This is a genomic window from Nocardiopsis metallicus (assembly GCF_014201115.1).
Classification (GTDB): domain Bacteria; phylum Actinomycetota; class Actinomycetes; order Streptosporangiales; family Streptosporangiaceae; genus Nocardiopsis; species Nocardiopsis metallicus.
Map to the genome: position 1 here is coordinate 5,261,027 of NZ_JACHDO010000001.1, position 15,715 is coordinate 5,276,741.

11 protein-coding genes and 1 pseudogene are annotated in these 15,715 nt (G+C 65.2%); 5 read left to right on the plus strand and 7 right to left on the minus strand.

Features of this window, described 5'->3' with window-relative positions; all coding sequences use genetic code 11:
- Positions 1–29: 29 nt before the first annotated feature.
- The 5 genes from HNR07_RS23040 to HNR07_RS23060 all read left to right on the plus strand — a co-directional run bounded on the left by HNR07_RS23040 (position 30) and on the right by HNR07_RS23060 (position 9,046).
- A complete protein-coding gene (locus HNR07_RS23040; RefSeq protein ID WP_184366760.1) occupies positions 30–2,108 on the plus strand; it encodes a WD40 repeat domain-containing serine/threonine protein kinase in 2,079 nt (692 codons plus the stop codon).
- A gap of 39 nt (positions 2,109–2,147) precedes the next feature.
- Complete coding sequence (locus HNR07_RS23045; protein ID WP_184366761.1) at positions 2,148–4,253, plus strand: WD40 repeat domain-containing serine/threonine protein kinase; 2,106 nt, start codon at positions 2,148–2,150, stop codon at positions 4,251–4,253.
- Positions 4,254–4,360: 107 nt separating this feature from the next.
- Complete coding sequence (locus tag HNR07_RS23050) at positions 4,361–6,463, plus strand: WD40 repeat domain-containing serine/threonine protein kinase (RefSeq protein WP_184366762.1); 2,103 nt, start codon at positions 4,361–4,363, stop codon at positions 6,461–6,463.
- A gap of 22 nt (positions 6,464–6,485) precedes the next feature.
- The gene (locus tag HNR07_RS23055) at positions 6,486–8,519 is read left to right on the plus strand and encodes a WD40 repeat domain-containing protein kinase family protein (RefSeq protein ID WP_184366763.1); all 2,034 of its coding nucleotides are present in this window, start codon (positions 6,486–6,488) and stop codon (positions 8,517–8,519) included.
- A gap of 92 nt (positions 8,520–8,611) precedes the next feature.
- The gene (locus HNR07_RS23060) at positions 8,612–9,046 is read left to right on the plus strand and encodes a GerW family sporulation protein (RefSeq protein ID WP_184366764.1); all 435 of its coding nucleotides are present in this window, start codon (positions 8,612–8,614) and stop codon (positions 9,044–9,046) included.
- A 295-nt stretch (positions 9,047–9,341) separates the two neighbouring features.
- On the opposite strand, the pseudogene HNR07_RS36175 reads toward HNR07_RS23060, so the two are convergent.
- The 7 genes and pseudogenes from HNR07_RS36175 to HNR07_RS23090 form a co-directional block, all read right to left on the minus strand.
- Positions 9,342–9,641, minus strand: a pseudogene (locus HNR07_RS36175) (IS66 family transposase); the annotation flags it as partial.
- A 58-nt stretch (positions 9,642–9,699) separates the two neighbouring features.
- Positions 9,700–9,939 carry a DUF6444 domain-containing protein gene (locus HNR07_RS35115; RefSeq protein ID WP_221318907.1) on the minus strand — a complete coding sequence of 80 codons (240 nt, stop codon included), beginning with the start codon at positions 9,937–9,939 and terminating at the stop codon, positions 9,700–9,702.
- Positions 9,940–10,111: 172 nt separating this feature from the next.
- Entirely contained in the window at positions 10,112–11,407 is a 1,296-nt protein-coding gene (locus tag HNR07_RS23070; protein ID WP_221318908.1) for an outer membrane protein assembly factor BamB family protein, read from the minus strand.
- Between the two features lie 20 nt (positions 11,408–11,427).
- Positions 11,428–12,888, minus strand: coding sequence for a TPR repeat region-containing protein (locus HNR07_RS23075; RefSeq protein WP_449407633.1), 1,461 nt, complete (start codon positions 12,886–12,888; stop codon positions 11,428–11,430).
- Positions 12,834–12,956 (minus strand): hypothetical protein, encoded by a 123-nt coding sequence (locus HNR07_RS35670; RefSeq protein WP_281387186.1) that lies wholly within the window; start codon positions 12,954–12,956, stop codon positions 12,834–12,836. Before HNR07_RS35670 ends, HNR07_RS23075 begins: the two co-directional genes overlap by 55 nt.
- Before the next feature lie 226 nt (positions 12,957–13,182).
- Positions 13,183–14,607 (minus strand): IS1380 family transposase, encoded by a 1,425-nt coding sequence (locus HNR07_RS23085; RefSeq protein ID WP_312893591.1) that lies wholly within the window; start codon positions 14,605–14,607, stop codon positions 13,183–13,185.
- Positions 14,608–14,641: 34 nt separating this feature from the next.
- Positions 14,642–15,655: an ISAs1 family transposase gene (locus HNR07_RS23090; protein WP_246420462.1), complete on the minus strand. Its 1,014-nt coding sequence runs from the start codon at positions 15,653–15,655 to the stop codon at positions 14,642–14,644.
- Positions 15,656–15,715 lie beyond the last annotated feature (60 nt).

Genomic DNA, 15,715 nt, shown 5'->3' on the forward strand with positions numbered 1-15,715 from the left:
CACCGATCCCAAGGAAGGAATCCTGACCCGTGCTCCCGCTGTGCTCCGACGACCCGCACGCCATCGGGCCGCACCGCCTCCTCGCGCGCCTCGGTTCGGGCGGCATGGGCAAGGTCTACCTCGCCCGCACCCCCCACGGACACCTGGCCGCCCTCAAAGTCGTCAAGGAAGACCTGGCCCACGACCACCAGTTCCGCGCCCGCTTCGCCCGCGAGGTCCGCACCGCCCAACGCGTACACGGACCCTTCACCCCCGCCGTCGTAGACGCCGACCCCGAAGCCCCCGCCCCCTGGATGGCCACCGAATACGTCCCCGGCCCCACCCTCAAGGAAGCCGTCCGCGCAAACGGCCCCTTCCCCGAACCATCACTGCGCGTCCTCACCCTGGGCATGGCCCGAGCCCTCCACACCATCCACACCGCCGGGCTCATGCACCGCGACCTCAAACCCAGCAACATCCTCCTCTCCCCACGCGGCCCCCAAGTCATCGACTTCGGCATCGCCCGCGCCGTCGAAGGCACCGTCCTCACCCGCACCGGCCAAACCTTCGGCACCCCCGCCTACACCTCACCCGAACAAATCACCGGTAGGGAGGTCGGCCCGGCCAGCGACGTGTTCTCCCTCGCCGGGGTGGTGGTCCACGCCGCCACCGGCCAACCGCCCTTCGGCCACGGCAAGGCGGCCGAACTCCTGGCCAGGGTCGTGAGCGATCAGGCCGACCTGAAAGGCGCCCCCGAACACCTGCGCCCGCTCCTGGAACGCTGCCTGGCCAAGGACCCCGCCGAGCGCCCCACCGCCGACGAGATCGTCCAGACCCTTTCCACCGAACCCCTGCCCTCCGCCGAACACGGCTGGCTCCCCGCCCAGGTCAACCAGTCCATCGAGGCCCACCACTCACACACCCGAGCGGCGCTCGACGCGACACCGCCCACCACCGCTACCGGGCTGGCGGAGGCGGCGAGGACAGCATCCGAGGGCACCCGGGCCGTCCCCCCGCACACCCGGGGCCGCACCGCACTCATCGCCGGATCCGCCGCGCTGGCAGTAGTAACCATGATCGGCACGGTCGGCCTCCTGGCCGCCTCCCCCTGGCCGGACGCCGCCGCGGACGATGACCCGGCAACCGAACCTCCCCGGACCGTTCCCCCGGCTGAACCGTCCCGGGTCTTCGACGACAGGGTCCTCGGGATCGCTTTCGCACCCCACGGAGAGAGCCTGTACGTCTCCGGCGTCGACCACCTGGTCGAGGTGGACTGGGAGACCGGTGAGGAGCTGGCCCGCTTCGACGACCGCCCCAACGACCTGACCGTGGGCGTCGACGGCACCCTCGTGAGCGCCTTCGCCAACGCCGTCGTGCTCCGGGGACCCGACCACGGCATCTCCCTGCGCCTGGAGGACCCGGACCTGCGGGGATGGTCCCGCCCCGTGCTGAGCGAGGACGGCACCCGCATGGCGGTCGCGGTCGACGACGCCGAGGAGAACACCCTGGTCCAGCTGTGGGACCTGGACGACGAAGAGGTCGAGTTCGAGGTGGAGACCGACTCCATCAGGCGCAAGCTCGCCTTCAACGCCGACGAATCCCTCCTGCTCGTCAGCGACTACACGGGCGACGGGACGAGCGCGGTGTGGGACCTGACCACCCAGGAGACCGTGGCCGAGTTCCCCAACGAGGACTTCCCCCCGGTACCGCGCGAGGGTTCGGACGCGGATCCGCACATGAAGCACCTGACCTTCCACCCCACGGACCCCTCGGTGCTCGCGGTCTCCACCGGCCCAGAGGACACCGTCCTGTACGACCTCGACACCGGTGAGACCACCGCCTTCGAAGCACCCGAGACCCGCGGCCAGGAACTCCTCGAACTCCACTTCTCCCCGGACGGCTCCCAACTGGTCGGCAGCGGCAGCGGCAGTGCCTCCTTCCGGGGCGGCCGGGTGTGGGACACCGCCACCGGAGAACTGCTCACCGAAGAAGGCGTCCCGCTCTACTACCTGCTGGACCACCACCCCCAAGGCGGGGTGATCGCGACCGTCACCCCGCTCGCCGACGACGAGAACCTGCTCATCGTGGACGCCGAGACCTTCGAGGTCCTGCACGAGTACCCCCACTAGCCCCGCCCGACAGAAACCCCTGGAAGGAACCCACGTCCCGTGCATCCGCTGACCTCCGGCGACCCCGCCCACATCGGCCCCCACCGGCTCCTGGCCCGCCTCGGCGCGGGCGGCATGGGCGAGGTCTACCTGGCCCGCAGCCCGCAGGGCCGCCTGGCCGCGCTCAAGGTGGTCAAGGAGGACCTGGCCCGGGACCAGGAGTTCCGCTCCCGCTTCGCCCGCGAGGTCCGCACCGCCCAGATGGTCGAGGGCCCCTTCACCCCCGACGTGGTGGACGCCGACCCGCACGCGGACCTGCCCTGGATGGCCACCGAATACGTCCCTGGCCCCACCCTCAAGGAAGCCGTCCGCGAGAACGGCCCCTTCCCGGAGGCCTCGCTCCGCGTCCTGACCATCGGCCTGGCCCGCGCCCTCCAGGCGATCCACGCCGCTGGCCTCATGCACCGCGACCTCAAACCGGACAACGTCCTGCTGTCCCCGCGCGGACCCCAGGTCATCGACTTCGGTATCGCCCGCGCCGTCGAGGGCACCGTCCTCACCAAGACGGGGCAGGCCTTCGGCACTCCCTCCTACACCTCACCCGAGCAGGTCATGGGCCAGGAGACCAGCCCGGCCAGCGACGTGTTCTCCCTCTCCGGGGTCGTGGTCTACGCCGCTACCGGCCGACCGCCCTTCGGCAGCGGCAAGGCAGCCGAGGTCCTGCCCCGGGTCGTCAGCCAGGACCCGAACCTGGACGGCGTCCCGGAGTCCCTGCGCCCCTTCCTCGCCCGTTGCCTGGCCAAGGACCCCACTGAGCGCCCCACCTCCGACGAGATCGTCCGGGGCCTGTCCGCCGAACCCCTCCCCTCCGCCGAACACGGCTGGCTCCCCGCCCAGGTCAACCAGTCCATCAACGCCCACCAACACGAGGCGCACCAGGTCATCCAGGCCTCCCCCAGCGGGCCACTCCAGAACACCACCGCTCCCCTCAACCAGCCCCCGGGCGGCTCCGGGAAGGGGAAGCGACGCACCGGCCTCATCGCCGCCGGGGCAGGGGCGGCGGTGCTGGTCCTGGCCGCGGGTATCGGCCTGGCCGCCGTCGCCCCCTGGGAGAACGGGGAGGGCGGCGAGGGCACGGCCGCCCCCGGCTCCGATTCGGACGAGCCCAACGAAGCAGCCGGGGAAGCCGACCCCGAGACCCTCGGCGACCAGGACGACATGGCCGAGCCCGGGGACACCGCAGCGGGTATCGAGGGAGCCGTCTACGACCTCCAGTTCACCCCGGACGGCAGCGGGCTGTACGTCCACACCGCGACCGCGTCCACCTTCTGGGACTGGGAGAACGGGGAGATGCTGGAGCGGCTCAGCCCCTACCCCGGTTCGATCGCGCTGTCCGCCAGCGGAAACATCGTCACCACCTACACCGACACCGCCGCGGTCCTGAACGCCGACCGCGAACCCCTCGCCATCTTCGAACACGCGGAGGAGAACCCCCAGGACATCCTGTTCCACGACACCCCCTCGATCAGCCCCGACGGCTCCCTGGTCGCCCTCACCATCGCGTCCCAGGACGAGACCTCCCGGCTCTACCTGTGGGACTGGGAGGAGGACACGATCGTGCACACCGCCGAACTCCCGGAGATGCCGTCCAGTACCCGGTTCAGCCATGACGGCTCCCACCTGGCCGTCTCCTACCGCGACCAGTACCCGCGGACCGTGGTGCACGAGACGCAGACCTGGGACGAGGTCGTGGGGATGCCTGAGGAAGGGCCTGACGAAGAGTTCGACTTCCAGGTCTACCGGTACGCCTTCTCCCCGACCGAGCCCCTGATCGCGGTGAGCGTGCTGGACAACGGCATCGTCCTGTACGACCTGGAGGAAAACGAAGTCGTTCAGGAGATCCAGTCCCCCACGTCCATCTACGATCTGGCCTTTTCCCCCGACGGCAACACCCTCTACTCGGGCGGTTCCCCCACCTCGACCCAATCCGAAAGCGGCGGCCGCGCCTGGGACCTGACCACCGGAGAGGAACTGACCTCCGGTACCACACTGCTCAACAACGGCATCGCCGTTCACCCCGGCGGCGAACTCCTCCTCACCGCCGACGACCAGGACCTGCTCTTCCTTGACACCGAGACCTTCGACATCGTCCACGAGATCAGCTGAGGCAACCGGTGATCGCATCATCAGCCGACCGCCGAACCCCCTCGTAAACGCCCGAATCCACCCAGTAGGCTTCGCGAGAACCCCGTACCGAAAACGCGAGTGTTGACATGTCCTCCTCCCTCACCGAGCCTCCGGAGCGGATCGGCCCCTACCGGATCGTCGCCCCTCTGGGCTCCGGCGGCATGGGCCACGTGCACCTGGCGTTGGGCACCGCCGACCAACCCGTCGCGGTCAAGGTGGTGCGCCCGGAGTTCTCCTACGAGCCCGAGTTCCGCGAGCGCTTCGCCCGGGAGGTCCACCGCGCCCGGCAGGTGACCGGCGGCGACCTCCCCCGCATCCTGGACGCTGACACCATCGGCGCCACCCCCTGGTTGGCCACCGAGTTCGTCCCAGGCCCCTCCCTCCAGGAACTGGTCCGCCGGATCGGCGCCCTGCCCGAGCCCGCCGTTCGTCACCTGGGTCGATCGATCGCCCAGACCCTCTCGTACCTGCACACCACCGGGGTGGTGCACCGCGACCTCAAACCCGGCAACGTGCTGATCTCCCCCACGGGCCCCAAGGTGATCGACCTCGGTATCTCCCGCGCCATGGACGAAACCCCGGGTAGCGACTCCGGAGAGTTCGCGGGTACCCCTGGCTACATGGCCCCGGAGACCGCACGGGAGCAGGATTCCGGCCCGCCCGTCGACATGTTCGCGCTCGGCGCCGTCCTGGTCTTCGCCCTCACCGGCCGAGGGCCGTTCGGCGACGGGCACCCCTCAGCCGTGATCTACCGGATCAGCCACCAGGACCCGGACCTGGACGGGGTGCCTCCCTCCCTGCGCGGATTTCTCGCCGCATGCTTGGACAAGGATCCGGCCCGTCGGCCCACCGCCGCCCAGGCCCTCCAGGCCCTCGGCGGCCCCGTGGCACCCGCCGCGTCCGCGAGCGCATGGCTCCCACAAATCGCCGTCGCCGTCCTGGACGGGGTGGAGCACGACCACCGCGCCGCCCTGCGCCCCTTCCTGGAGGCACCTCAGCCTCCCCACAAGAGCGGGAAGGCCCGCACCCTTGCCCTGATCGGTGCTGCGGCGACCGCCCTCGTCCTCATCGCCGGTGCCGGGGTGTGGGCAGTGACCGGTTCCCTGGCCGACGGAGAGGAGAGCACGGAGGCGGCCGAGGAGAACGGCGCTGAATCGTCAGATGAGGGGGACACTGAAACTGGGGTTTCCGGGCGTGAGCAGTGCGACCCCTCGGTGCATCTGGCCCCCGAGTACGTCGAGGCCGCGACTCCCGAGCCGACACTCCCGTCAGATCCAGCATCGGTCCGTTTCTCCAACGACGGCACGGTCCTGGCGGTAGTCCTCAAGTCCGACGTCGTCCATCTGTGGGACTGGGAGAACGGGGTCGCCCTCGCGGCGATCCGGCTGGCCGGCACCATCCCCTTCCGGGAGATCGAGTTCAGCCCGGATGGATGTTTCCTCGCCCACGGGGCCAAGGACGGGGCATACGTGTATTCGCTGGAGACCGGGGAGCACACCGTCCACTTGGAAGGGCGTGACGTGCGGTCCGTGGCCTTCTCCCCAGACGGCACGACCCTGGCCATGGCTGACCAGACCTTCCTGGACAGCAACGGCGGGATCTACACGGTGGACCTGGCCACCGGAGAGGACGTCACGCGTTTCGAGACCGGGAGCCCTCACGGGCACAGCGTTGTCTACTCGCCCTCCGGTAGCCAGCTGGCCGCGCAAGACGGCAAGGGTGACGTCCGGGTGTGGGACGCCGCAACCGGGGAGGAGCTGCGTATCGCACAGAACCTACCTTTTCCCAGCTGGCGTGCCCTGGACTTCTTCACCGACGACGTCCTCGTCGCCTTGCACGACAAGGGTCCTCTGGTCATCGACGTCGACTTGGAGGAGGGCGGCACCTACTACGAGCCCGACGACGAACCCCCGGGCGACACGATCAAGGTCGCGATCAACCGAGAGCACGACCTGATGTACGCCCTCTACATGGGCGAGGAGGACGAGGACGGGGGTGCCTTCATCGGGTACCGGGTGCTGAACATCCGTACCGCGGAGGATGTGACCCCGGAAGTGGACGATGGCCTTGGCTTCGCCCTTCTGGACGTACACCCCGACGGCGATGTCATCGCCAACATCCCTCCTGACAACAGCGAGGTCCAGATCCGAGACGCGGTCTCCCTGGAGCCCATCGAGATCTTCGAGTGAGCCGGACGGACTGACGAGGCCCATGCTTCCCCTGCACCCCCACGACCCGCCCACCGCGGGCCCCTACCGGTTCCTGGCCCGGCTCGGTGAGGACCCCTGGACCCGCTCCTACCTCGGGGCGGCGCCCGGCCGACCGCCGGTCCGTATCCGTGTGCTGCGCTCCGGGCAGGCCACCGACCCCACCACGCGGTCGGCCTTCACCCACCGGGTGGAGAACCGGTCCGGATCAGTCAGCCCGAACGTGGCGGCCGTGCTCGACTCCGACCTGGACTCCCCGGTGCCCTGGGCCGCCATCGAGCGGCCGCTCGGCCCCGACCTGGGCGAGCTGGTCCGCGCACACGGCCCGCTCCCGACCGCGGCCCTGCACCCCCTCGCCCTGGCCACCGCCCAAGGGCTCGCCGGCCTGCACACCGCCGAGCACGCCCACGGGACCCTGGCTCCCGAGAGCGTCCTGCTCACTGGTGACCGGGCACTGCTGACCGACCCCGGGCTGATCCCCGCGAAGGAGGTCCACGACACCGAAGCGAGCGTGTTCGATCCGCCCGAGGGCGGCGGCGCACCAGCAGGGGACATCTTCGCGTGGGCCGCGGTCCTGTGCTTCGCCGCCAGTGGAGTTGAAGGGCCCGACGGCCTCGACCGGGTCCCGCTCCAGCTGCGCAGTGTGGTGGACGCCTGCCTGAGGGAGAACGCCAACCTGCGGCCGAGCGCCGTCGACCTCGTCAGCATGCTCGGCGGAACGGCCGCGGCGGCGCCCTGGCCACCGGAGCTGATTCCGGTGATCGAGGCCTCAACCGCCAGCGTGCGCGGAGTTCTGCCCGCCGAATCGGCCGCCCCCACACCCGGTGGCCAGGGCCGCTTCCTCGGTCTGACCGCCGGGGCTCTGGCCCTGACCCTGGTCGCGGCGACCGGCGCAGCCTGGGGGTACAACCGTTTCACCGGCCTGTCCGAGACAGAAACCGCCGCTGAAGAACCGGAGCCGACAACCCCCGCGATGATCACCGACGCCGCCTGCCTGGAGGGGAGCGGCTTCCCCGAGCCCGCGGGCTGGGAGGGGGAACTCCTAGCCGATGAGGCGGCCTTCTCCCCCGATGGCGACGTGCTGGCCCTGGCCGGGCTCGAACACGGCCTCAGCCTGTGGGACTGGCGAGCGGGTGAACTGATCGCCACCCCGGCAGAGGATGTGGATCGGGCCGGGAAGCTGGAGTTCTCCCCGGTCGGCTGCGCGTTCTCAGTTCTCTGGGAGGACGAAGTCGAGGAAGCCGGGCAGGAGGAGCAGTCGTCCTACTGGGTGGCCAGCACCTTCGACATCCCCAGCGGCCAAGCCCTGGAGCATCTGGGCCCTCAGCCCGCACCGCGCCCGGACGGAAGCCAGCAGCGGATGTCGGTGACCACCACCACTTTCAGCCCCAGCGGCCGGTGGCTGGCCCTGGGCGCCCGTACCAGCATCGAGGTCAACCGGGACGACTCGATCGCGATCGTGGACATGGAAACCAACGAGCAGGTCCGCACCTTCAACGACATGGACTACAGCAGCCACCTGGGTTTCCTCGACGATACGAGGGTCGCCAGCTCCGGGCTCGACAGCATCATCGTCTGGGACATCGAGAGCGGGCAGCGGGTCCAGACCATCCGTAACGTCTCCACCCGAGAGATGGTGACGGTCCCCGGCCACAACCAGGTGATCTACATCGCGAACGGCGAGGTGGTCTGGCACGACCTGGAAGACGGCTCACCCCTGGGAGTCTTCCCACTGGATGACTACACAGCGGCCCCCTTCAACGCCAACATCAGGTCGATGACCCACGACCCCGGCCACGGCCTGGTGCACGTCACCTGGACGTATACCTCCGATGAAGAGGACCTTGAGGACCGGACCACCTATCGCCGCGCCCACCTGTGGGACCTGGAGACCGGTGAGGACCTGCTGGCCGGTAACGAGGACCTGATGGCTCAGGGGGCGGCCTTCCACCCCGAGGTGATCGCCGGGATCGACGCCGACGGCAACGTCAACCTCATCGACCCGGACACCCTGGAGATCATCGACACCCTCGGGTGACCCGAACACTCCAGAGCCCCGCCCTCCCCATCCAGGGGCGAGGTCCGCTATAGCGTGACATCAGGTATCCGCCACCGGAGAGGACCCGCAGCATGCCCAGGAACAAGGCCCCACGCGGCGCCATGGCCGCGCTGACCTCGCTGCTCGACAACACCCGTGCCCTGTCCAGTTCCACCACTGCCTTTGGCTCACCGGTGACCTCCGGCGCGACCACCGTCGTACCGGTGGCAAGGGTCAGCACCCTGAGCACCATGGGCGGCGGCACCGGCAACATCCCTTTCTTCGGCGGCGACGGAGCCGGCGGCCTCGGCTACACCCGCGTGCGCCCGACCGGCTTCCTGGTGGTCAGCCCGGACTGCGCGACCTACCACCCCATCCGCCAACCCGCCGCGGCCCTGGCCATCCCCCTGGCCCTCATCACCGCCGCCGCGGTCACCCGCATCGTCACCGTTTCCGTGAAGGAAGCCCGCCGCCGCAAACAGCTCGCCGCCGAACAGGCCCAGCGGGGAGCGGAGGAGATTCAGTAGGAAGCCCCGGGGTGAGCCGCACGAGGTCCCCCGGCCCCACGATCGCAGGCACAGCCAAGAAGAAATTCCGCCCTCATGTCGCATCTGTGCCAGCTTTGACCAGAGCGATGCGGGCCTCAAGAGCAGATCATGAGAGGTAACTATTCAGGTAGGGTGAACGCGGGTCACGCCGTCTCGGGCATCCAGCAGTCGCCCTCGACGAGATGGGCCAGGGCGGCGAACATGCCGATGCCGTGCTTGGCCGCCGTCGCGACATAGGAGCGCACCGCGCAAAACCACTCTGCCCCGCCAAAGAGCGCAGGCACCCCGACACCTTCTGGCGGACCTTGACCATCCGCACCTCGCGCTCAGCCGCGTTGTTGTCGAACGGAGCCCGCTCATCCACGGTGAACCGCAGGTATTCCTCCTGCCTGTCCAGCATCCGCCGGGCCAGGGCGTGGAACTTCGCCACCAGCTTCGACACCCGGCCCGAGGTCTGTTCCTCCCCGGCCAGCGCCGCGCTACGCCAGGCATGGCGCAACTCCCCCAACCGGCGGACATCGACCCCGGCCAGCGTGCCGACCCTCGCCAGGTGGTCCTCCACCAGCTCCTTCATCTCCCTGAGCGAGGGTGCGGACCGGGTGGTCGTCTTGGCCGCCGGGCTTGCGGCCCGTTCAGCGGCGCTGGGAAATCGGAGCTGGTTTGACGAACGCGTCCGAGGAGGGTGGCTTGGAGTAGTTCGCCGAGTTCTGTGCCAGGCGGGCTTCCAGCTCGGTGATCCGCTCGTGGGCCAGACGAAGCTCTTCGCGGGTCCGCGTCAGTTCGGCACGGAGTTGGGCGATCGAGGAGGCCTGCTCGACGACCAGCGCGGCGAGTTCCTCATAGGAGGGCGGGGGTTGGTCGGTGGGGGTCACGGGTTCATTGTCGCGGGCCGGGTGCCCGTCCCGCAGCAGAACCAGTTAACTGGCCCGAGCAACTTGAACAGTTACAAAATCTCTTACTCAAGAAATTCACCAATTAAACAAAAGTCACATTTATTTCAGGCTATTACACTTCGAAGCGAAAGATCCAATTGCCACTTTCGCTTCAGCGAAGCCCGACGGCAAATCGCTCATCATTATTAGAATTATAGGTAACGACAACCGACCCTGGAGCCAAGTGACCAGACGACCACGCTACAACCCGATCAGATGGAATGGAAACCGAATGATCAAAACCTTCAAAAAGTGCCAACTCTCCGTCCTCCAAGAAGACGCGATCAGTCAATAGAATTCCTTGCCTTAGGCCAATTCCCGGATCAGCAAGAATCGGCCGAACAACTGACTCACCTCTGCCATTGAGCTGTCTTTTTATTCGGCCATCGTGATCCTTGATCCAGTAATTCTCAACACGCCTGTCCCAGAGCCCGATCTCCGAGCCATCGTCGGAAACCCAAATCGGAATCTCGCGACCATCTGTGATCAAAGATTCACCTTTAAAGGCATCAATAACTTGACCCGAATCGAAATGAGAATAGCGAGCTAGAACCATGCCATCATGTCGAGCCGTGAACTCTCGATCGAACGAACTTTCCGGATGGTCTGAGAAAAACACTTCCTCACGCCAAAGCTCCACTCCGTCACTAGGGTCAATACCTATCAAGGCCGAGACAAAATCAGCAGAAACGCCACTTTTTGCCTCGGTGCCCGGAAAGCAAGTTACTGCCAATAGAATAACTTTGTCCCAGGCAAAAATATCATCAACAGATTCATCCTGTGGACAATTTGCTGTTACTTCAACAGACCACAATTTCTCGTCAGTGGAAAATTCTCGAGCAGTCACTTCGCCGCTTTGATCCGCCGTGAACCAAGCGCTTTCTGTCACCGAGCTAAGTGCCGACCGAAGATGATAATTGGAGCTACCTTCTCCCACCACCGATCGAGAAATTTCACTAAGGTTGTAACGATGCAGGATTTTACCTGTGCCTGAATCTAGAATCAACATCTCTACATTGTCTTCGCCTTCGTTAGCTAAAGTTAAAACAACAAACCTCTGATCATCCGAGACGTTTCCCAATATCTCACTTCCTGGAACTCGGTACGCCCACAATTCCTCTCCACTGTCACCGGCTAATACCGTAACTCCGTCACCATAGAATACAGCGACCCCCACAGGGATCGGTTTACTCAACAACCAACCACCACCATCAGGAGCCTGCCACTCCCAAGCCACCTCACTCACCGAAAGTGGATACTCAAGGTCCATCGGTACATCATCGGCGATCTCGTGCTGGACACCTTCGGAGGAGCAACCAGAAAGCACAAGGAGAACCACGAAAATGGAGGAAAAGGAAAACAAAAATGAGCCATTAAGAGATTCAAAAAAATAATCACTAGACATCATTTTTCACATCACCGAATTTCTTATACTGCATGTTCTTCCCACGTTGTCCGAGCACGGTTGAAGCTGCCAAGGAAGTCCTCGGTAGCATCTCCGAGATTCTTTTCTGTTCCGCCAACAGTATCCCGAAAATCTTCGCTACTGAATTCAGAAAAGATGTCTTTAAGGGCTCCGCTGGTGCTCTCCAAATCCCAATCCATATGATTCGGTGGGACATAAGTTCCATTTGGCCCATCCACAAGAATCTCACCTTTCTCCTTATTATAAGGTGCGTATTTTTCTTCCATTTTTTCGATGAAATCAACCATCTCCTCGTACTTATTATCCTTCAAAATTGACCCATCACCCCCCTCTCCAAGAATTAGAGACACAGCCATAGCATTTAGCTTCTCCTCCGACTCGTATTCTTTTTCAATAGTACCACTTCTCGCGTTAATTTCCACTTCATCCTTAGTGTCCTTTTCGAGGATTTCATTGGCAAAGATTTTGGCAACTTCCACAACTGGCCCAGACAGGCCTAGATCGACCGATCCCAGGACGTCCACGGCTGAAGAAGTTACTTTATTATAGTGTTCAATTTGTTCATTATGGTTATCCCCTCTTGTTTGGCTCTCATTCAGAAGCGCCTGCTCAACTAGCCCTTGGATTGCCCCCGCACGACCAGCCTCAGTGTTAGGAAAGTCCCCACCTTGAAGAAATTCTTCCATCTTCTCAGCGGAGTTAGTAAGGACGTCTTGGTAAATGGAAGTAGCTGTATCACTGTCAGCCATCGGAACTTGCATAAATGCGATTCTGGACTCCGCAGAAAAACGAGTGTCTTGTTCAGCTGCGGCATCTCCTACACCATTAGTGTCACCAAATACTTCCATGTTCGCTAGGAAAACATCTCCAAAACCATTTGCCAGCTCTGGGTTCAGATGTCCAGCTGAAACGTCGTACCAGGTTTCATCTTTTCCGTCTTCGCCTCCACCTTCGTCTACAACTGAGTGGCCTGTGTTTGACATAGTTTCACGGAAGTCTTCATTATCGAATAGTGCCAGTAGCGCATCCAGCCCCTTATCTTTAAGCTCATCCCTAGGCAGGATTGGAGGATTCTCCCTAAGTTCATCGCTACTCGGGATTGTGTGTTCCGCCAGCCAGTCAGTCACTTTACTCGCGGCTTTGCCATCATCATCCCAATCGCGTGTGTACAGCTCCCCCAGAATGTCCTCTGGTTTAAGGTGAGAGTTATTCGGCAAATGATCGAAATCATGACCATTGGGATATTCTCCAGACAAGATCACATAGTTAGCTTCCTCGTTTCGAGTAGAAATGTTCAAAAGGCTACTGGCTATATCGTCAGGGAAACTGTCTCCAAGTTCCTCCCCCCATTCCTTCGCGATAACCCCAGGGCTGTTGCAAAGTCGGGTGAGGGATTCGTTGCCCCTGTTCAGGGGATCTGGAGTAGCTCTAGAGGGCGAGTGAAGGTCTCGTAGGACACCCAACGGATCGCTTCGGGGATGCTGGTCATCCCCAGCTCCGTCAGCAGCGGAATCGTCAGGTTGCGCAGCATCGCCATGTTCTGTGGGCCGTTCCCGCACCGCACCCTGGAGGCGTCCTCGCCAACCCGGATTCGTCAGGGGTCTGATCGCGTCTTCTGATCCGGCACTTCGCCCATGGTGTCCCTGGTCCGGGCAGGAACGAGCCCTCGCGTGACGCCGCGGTGCGCGCCGGGCTCCACGAACCCCGGAACTGCGTGCTCCCTCCTTCCTGCTGCTCGTCGGATCAGGTCCCGATCCTCAGGTGAGGGTCGGCAGAGCGGTCAACCGCTGCCAGCAGGTAGTGAACGCCTCCGCCCAGGGCCAGGACCGTTCGATACGCAGGAAGCGGCGGCGGGCGTGGCGGGCCAGACGGGCGGGCAGGTGGTAGATCCGAAACCGCATGCTCTCAGGCTCGGCATCCGCGAGGTCCTCCGCATCGTGCAGGGTGAGCAACCGCAGCCAGGCGTCCAGATCCGCGGCCAGGTTGGCCGCGAGCACCCACGCCTGGTTGACCTGCCAGGACGATGACGGCAACAACGCGAGCCCCATCGCCTTGTTCGTGCGCACCCGATCCTCGACCTCGGCGTGGTCTCGGTGCAGCGCGTCCAGAAACTGGGCCTGGTGGGAGCCCGGCACCCGATGCATCCGCTTGATGTTGGTCGCGCAGATGGCGTAGCGCCAACCGGTCTTCCTCTCCATGGCGGTGAGCTTGGCGGTGTGGCGGCGGGAGGGGCGTACCCGGCGGACGATGAGCCGCATCCCCTTGGGCCAGCCTTCGCGGGTGTTGAGCCCGGTCAGTTCGGCGACCTCATAGCCCTCTTGGAGGTCGCCTTTCTGGTCCACGGCGCTCTCCCACGCGCTCTCGGGGATCTTCGCGATCGCCTCCTCGTCCGCGGTGGTGATCTTCCACCCGACGGTGAAGCGCACCGTCCTGCGGCTGGTGTTCAGCTTCTCCAGGTACTCGAGGAGGTCGTGGGTGGCGCCGGCTCCGTCGATACGGACGAGGATCTTGGCCCGGGAAGAGCCGGGGACCTGATCCAGGGCCCAGGTGAGCACGTTGATGTGGTCGCTCGCGGTGTTGGCTCCGGCGTTGCCGGGGCGCAGCAGCATGGCCAGGCACTCGCCGGTGTTGGCGCACCAGGCGGCCAGGGGGTGGAACCCGAAACTGGACTTGAAGGTGGGTGCGGCCCCTTCCTTGTTGGAGGTGGTGGTGATGATCGTGGCGTCGGCGTCCAGCACGATCCATCCCTTCAGGGGTTTGCCCGCGACCTTCACTTGGGGGAACCCGCCGGGGCGCAGGTGCAGCAGCGTCCACACGTGGCGGCGGATCTGCCGCCGGGCCTTGGCGATCGCCGCCAGGGCCCTCTCGTCGAGGACGTTCAGGGCGCGGCGCAGGGTGGAGTCGGAAGTGGGTGGGCCGAACACGGGCCGGTGGTGCAGGCCCAGGCGTTCGGCTTCGGAGAGGTTGCGGGCGCCGAGCACGATGGCGATGACCAGGTGGACCAGGGTGGTGGCCCGGTCCCGCCAGCCGTTGGCGGTGCTGGTGGGCAAGGCTGTGGCGAGGGCCCGGGTGAGGCCGGTGCGGTCGGCGAGCTGGCGGAGCAGGACGGCTCCGGCATGCCCGACGAGGTTGGTGCTGTTGGCGGTCACGGACAGGCGGTGGTCCCAGGTAGGCTCGTGCACCAGAAAGGTGCTCCTGATTCTGCTGTGATGTTTCCTAGACAGTCACATCTTTGCAGGTAGGGGCACCTTTCGTGCTGTCAGGGGTCGGTCCTCCCAATTCCGCTGAATAGCCGGGGCCAAAGCTCACGTCCCGCACATGATGCAGCGCCTCGATCCGCCAATGACCCCGCACCAGGCCCGCCAACCGGGCAGCACCGGCCTGCTCTGCGGACAAACTCGTGATCACATAGGCGTAGGTGCGCCTCACCCGGCCAGTGGCCACCTCCTTGACCCACCGGTGCACCCGCACCACCTGGCAGGCGTAGGGAAAAGCGATCCGGGGAGCGGTGAGCACCTTGACCGTGCGCCTCTCCTGGCGCCCGTGCCCACGCGAGGCTTCGGTGAACAGGGCGGGCGCTTGCCTCCACGGAAGTGCTTTGACCTGGTTGAACAAGGTTGGCTGGTTGCGTTTGACGGTGAGTAGGTAGTGGGCCTTGCGTTCCTTGACCAGGTGCTGGGCGGTATCGGTCTGGGTGTGCAGCGCATCAGCGGAGATCACAGTGCCTTCGATGTCCATCCCGGCCAGGACGTCCTGGAGAGCGGGGATCTCGCTGGTCTTGTCCGCCACCCGGATCTGAGCGGCCACCTGTCCGGTGGGGGTCATCGCGGCCAGTAGGTGCACGGCCTGGGAGCGGCGGGTGCGCGAGCCTCGCACGCTTTTGCCGTCGATGATGAGCACGGCCAGGTCGGCGGCGGTGCTCATGCGGTTCAGCGCGGCGGGGTCCAGGCTGGTCAGGACCCTGCGGATCGTGGCCGCAGAGGGGGCGGTGCGCACTCCGAGTTCGGGGTGGGTGATGCGGGCTCCCAATCGGGTCAGGGTGTGTTGGGGTGCGTTATGCGCCCACTGGCCGATCGCGGTCAGGGAGCGGGCTCCGCAGAGCACGGCGCACAGGCAGATCAAGATGATGCAGCCCAGGCGGTGGCGGCGGCCCCGCCGATCGCGAGGATCGGCTTCTTCTCCGGTGGGCGCGGACAGGGCGGGAGAGGGCGTGGCAGACTGGGGGCGCAACGGAGTCCTTGTGAGGCCAGGGGTGTGAGAGTTCCTGACCTTCTACCAGCCCCGGCTATT

What these genes read in the sequence shown, in the direction of transcription:
- HNR07_RS23050 (WP_184366762.1), top strand. Translation starts at nt 4,361, where the DNA reads ATGTCCTCCTCCCTCACCGAGCCTCCGGAGCGGATCGGCCCCTACCGG.
- HNR07_RS23070 (WP_221318908.1), bottom strand. Translation starts at nt 11,407, where the DNA reads ATGATGTCTAGTGATTATTTTTTTGAATCTCTTAATGGCTCATTTTTG.
- HNR07_RS23055 (WP_184366763.1), top strand. Translation starts at nt 6,486, where the DNA reads ATGCTTCCCCTGCACCCCCACGACCCGCCCACCGCGGGCCCCTACCGG.
- HNR07_RS23060 (WP_184366764.1), top strand. Translation starts at nt 8,612, where the DNA reads ATGCCCAGGAACAAGGCCCCACGCGGCGCCATGGCCGCGCTGACCTCG.
- HNR07_RS35670 (WP_281387186.1), bottom strand. Translation starts at nt 12,956, where the DNA reads ATGCTGCGCAACCTGACGATTCCGCTGCTGACGGAGCTGGGGATGACC.